The sequence below is a fragment of the Actinomadura sp. GC306 genome, assembly GCF_004348665.1.
GTDB lineage: Bacteria > Actinomycetota > Actinomycetes > Streptosporangiales > Streptosporangiaceae > Spirillospora.
On the sequence record NZ_SMKM01000396.1, the window covers coordinates 1 to 4283 of the forward strand.

The 4283-nt window shown below is 67.9% G+C and carries 3 protein-coding genes; 1 reads left to right on the top strand and 2 read right to left on the bottom strand.

All coding sequences use genetic code 11. From position 1 onward, the window contains the following. The first annotated feature begins 1114 nt into the window (after positions 1 to 1114). Positions 1115 to 3400: an HNH endonuclease gene (locus E1200_RS31530; RefSeq protein ID WP_165950543.1), complete on the top strand. Its 2286-nt coding sequence runs from the start codon at positions 1115 to 1117 to the stop codon at positions 3398 to 3400. A 109-nt stretch (positions 3401 to 3509) separates the two neighbouring features. Here E1200_RS31530 and E1200_RS31535 read toward each other — a convergent pair whose 3' ends face one another. Further along, complete coding sequence (locus E1200_RS31535) at positions 3510 to 3731, bottom strand: hypothetical protein (RefSeq protein WP_131956034.1); 222 nt, start codon at positions 3729 to 3731, stop codon at positions 3510 to 3512. Between the two features lie 19 nt (positions 3732 to 3750). Next, a complete protein-coding gene (locus tag E1200_RS31540) occupies positions 3751 to 4233 on the bottom strand; it encodes a DinB family protein (protein WP_131956036.1) in 483 nt (160 codons plus the stop codon). Positions 4234 to 4283: the final 50 nt, after the last annotated feature.

Below are 4283 nucleotides of genomic sequence, written 5' to 3' on the forward strand. Positions count from 1 at the left end.
AACGCTGGACCGCACTCAAGCACACCACGCTGAGCCCCGGCAGAATTGGCGACCTCGTCCGCTCCGCGCATGTCCTCACGCTCTTCGAGCACCGCCGGATCAGCTGAAAGTCGCTGACAAAACCTCATTGGCTCTTGTGCTATGAGTCGGTTGATCCGGTGGCCGTGCCGGCAATGCAGTGTGGCCGTGCCGGCAATGCAGTCGGCGGACCTACTCCGTCGCATCACGACATGCGTTCGGGGAGGACGGCATGGCGTAAGTCGTCACGTGACGCCGGAAACGGCGGAGTTGCGTGATGATGCCGCCGACATCGGCGTTCGGGGCTCCAAGAAGCCGGACGGATCGAAGTTGCTCATTTCCCGCGGTGCGTTTGCGGCGCTTATGGCTCGCCTGAAGCGCTGACATCCCGGAAGAGTTCTTGGATCGGCCCGTTGATAGTGTGGAGCTCTGCGTGCTTCTGGTGGCGGACGCATTAGCTTCCTGTGATTTCCCCTCGGTCGTGCGCGTGGCTGCGGTCGCCTTTTTATCGGTTCTATGTGGTGACTGCGGGTGGGTGGCTGAGGTGCCTCCCGAAGGTGGCGGCGTCTGTTTCCCTGGTCGCCGGTTGCTGTCACGTTGGTCGCGGTAGTCGGTTGGGTTCGGGTATTCATCTGCGGGTTGGGTGCGGGGTGCTCTGGGAGAGCCGCGCTTCGCGCGGAGAAGCGGGCGGCGAGATCGGCCGGTGGCTGAGGTCGTCGATGCCGTGCGCGGAGCGCGTGCTGCTCTGGGTGCCGTACCCCGCGCTGCCCGTACCTGATCACAAAACCTCACCCCGACCAGCGCGACCGACGTGACAGCAACCGGCAACTAGGACAACGGACGCTGCTGTGTGCGGAAGGCACCTCAGCCGCCCACCTACAGCAACCACCCCGTTCCGATAAAGCCGCGCCCAGCCACCGGGGGCCGTTGGATGACGGCTGGCCGCAGATGCGTCCTTTCCCATAGCGCCGACCTGCAGAATTGTGGTGACATTAATGTGGCGTGTCTGAATTGTCTGAGGGGATTGCTGTGATCTTCGACTAGAATTGGTGGTGTTGATTCGGGGCGCACGCGGATGGGAGGTGAACCTCGGTCCATGCAGCTCGAAGTTGTCGAAGGCCCTGAAATAATGGGTGGCGCGCGTGAATGGGAAGACCGGCAGTGGTTCCCGCCCGGCCCGCAACTGGCCGTCTGTCTGTCCGGCGGCAAGCAGCAACTGGCCGATCTGAACGATGAGGAACTCCTGCAGGTCGCTGCGGCCGCACGTCGGCAAACCTCTTGGGCCCAGGCCCGCGAGCTGGCCGCCATCGCCGAGCTCACCCGGCGACGCACGGCCGTGGACGAAGCGCGTGATTCCGACTACCGCACGCTCACCGCGCACGAGGCGGTCACCGAGGAAGTCGCCGCCGCGCTGACCGTCACCGGAAACGCCGCAGCCACCCTCGTTCACCTGGCCGAACGCCTCACCGGTCCGCTTTCCGTCACCGGTGAAGCCCTCGAAGCGGGGCGTATCGACATGGCCAAGGCCCGGGTCATCTGCGACACCACCGAGAACCTTCCCGACCAGGTGACCGGACGTGTCGAGGCCGCCGCGCTGGAGAAGGCGTCCACCCAGACCACCGGGCAGTTGCGGCGTCGCATCAGGCGGATCCTTCACCGGCTGGCCCCGGAAGCCATGAAGGAGCGCAAGCGGGAGGCGGCACGGCAACGGCGCCTTGAGCTATGGGACACCCCGTCCGGCACCGCCGACCTGGCCCTATGTGACCTGGCCGCCGAAGACGCCCACGGCATCTACAACAAGATCACCGCCGCCGCCCACGGCCTCAAGGCCGACGGCGACACGCGCCCCCTGCAGATGATCCGCGCCGACCTGGCCACGAACCTGCTCAACGGTGCGCCCCTCCCCGAAGCCGCCGCCATCGTCCTCGCCCAGGCCGCTGAGTCCGGCTCGACCCCCTACACGGCGAACGCGCCCGCTCGGCCCCCGCACGCGACCGCCCCTCAGCCCTCGCTGGGCGGGCGTCCCCAGGTCCCTGCACTTGAGAGGCCCTCCCTCACTGGGGCCGAGCCGCCCATGCACACGGCCACGTCCCTCCAAGGTCGCCAGCCGACGGAGATCCCGAGTGATCCCATAGCGGTGATCGACTCCGCCGCCGTCTCGGCTGGAGACGCAAGGGCGGCTGAGCAGCGTCCCGCCTTCACCGGCCCGGGAGTTTCCCCCGAGGGAGAGGCCATCAGCTCGGTGGCACGCCCCACATCCACACCAGTTCATGGACGCCTCGCCACCATTCCGGGCCCACCCGATGTGGTCGCGAACGTTTCCGGTTCTGATCCGCCGACGAGCGACGTAGGGGACCTTGCGGCGGCTGGCGGGTGGTTCGCTCGTGCGCGTGATGACATCCCACCCGATGGTCGTGCGGTCGTCGTCCCACACCCGCGCGCCTCGACCACGGCCACGGGCCCAGCCGTCGGCGCTGTTGCGGACGGAAGGGCAGTGGTTCAATCGCCGCCCGCAGCGACCACCCGGCCGCCCACCGACGTGAGCGACCGAGATCAACTGGTGGCTTGTCATCTGCGTGGGCAGGCGGACTCGGTGGGGGATGCAAGAGCGGCCATGTCGGCCCCCGCTGTTGTTACCGGCTCGCGAACGAGCGCGGACGAGGACAGCTCCCCCGGGCGACCATGGCCCATCGTGGTCACCGAGCCGGTTGCCCCGTCGCATGATGGCGGACGGAGCGTCGGTCGCCACCGGCCGGGGCGGGACGTGCCTTCCGTGACCAGGGCAGTCGAGTGTGACGCCAGTGTTCGGGCGATGGGGGACGTCGAGGCGGCCGGGGCTGACGGGCCGGACGGGAGCGCGGCGGTGGTCGTGCCGCTCGGTGTCAGCGCGGGTACGCGGGCCAACGCCCAGGACGACGAGGCCGGTCTCAGCGTGTCGGGTGTGGTCGCGATGATCGATCGGCGGCTCGGTCACCTGCGCGACCGCACCCCCGGTGCGGACCTACCCAGTGCGGTCAACCTCGCGGTACGGCAACTCGCCCGGCGGCTCGCGTCCCAGCGCGATGCGCTCTGCCAGGGAGACGCCGAACGTCATGGGCGTCCCGGCTACCGGCCCCCGGCCAGCATGCGACGCGAGGTGGAGGAGCGGCACGCCACCTGCGTCTTCCCCACCTGCAACCGGGCGTCCCACCGCTGCGACCTCGACCACACCGTGCCTTGGCGTCCAGGAATTACCTGCCGCTGCAACCTCGCCCCACTGTGCAGAAGGCACCACAGGCTGAAGCAGAGTCCCGGCTGGAACCTTCACCATGTCTGGCCCGGCGTCCTCGTATGGACGACCCCCGCGGGCAACTGGTACACCGTCCGCCCCGACCACGAGTAGGACCATGCAGTGTTCCAAGGCGTCCCGTTTCGCGTAACGCCGGGCGGCCGCGCCCTGGATCTGCGAAACCGGGCGTGCCGCCTGTTCCGTTCCACCGGCAGAAATAAGATCAGTCAGGCTGGGCCGCGCGCCAGGCGTCCAAGTCGTCGTAGTTCTGAGGCGATGCGCCCACGGGGTATCGACCTATGTTGATGTAAACCGGGTCGTAGGTGGTGTTCAGCCGCCAGAGCTGAAACTGGTCCAACTCGTGTTCACTGAAGCGCTGGAGCAGGTTCACGAACGTGGTGAACTCGGCATCGGACAGCGAACCCGCGGGTTGAGCCTCACTCATGAAACCACGCTAGACGGGGTTAGCGGCCGGTTGTGGCGTCGATTTGTTCGCGGAGGATGTCTGCGTGGCCGGCGTGGCGGGCGGTTTCCTCGATCATGTGGGTCAGGGCCCAGCGGACGCTGGGGGCGGGTTTGCCCGGTCGGGGGACCGGGGCGCCGAGGTCGGGGCAATTGTCGAGCACCTTGTTCGCGCGCTCGACGGCTTCTCGGTAGCGGGCCACGACGTCGGGCACGGTGTCTTCCGGTGCGGCCTGGAACGTCGCCTGCCAGTCGGGGACCCTTTCGCCGAGGAACATCGCGCACTCGACGAACGTGAGGTGGTGGAGCAGGCCGAGCAGGTTGGTGCCGGACGGTACACCGGCCGTCCTCACCTGCGGTTCCGGGGCGTCCTCGACCTTCGCCGCGATCGACGTCCGCAAGTAGTCGAGGAAGCCGCGCAGGACCTCGGTCTCGCTGTTCCCGGTTCTCGGGGGAGGGGTGTCGCGGCGGCGGGTCGATGGCATGGCGGGACTCCTTCGATGGACGCGGGGGTGCTGGGTGAGGCTCCTTCCGA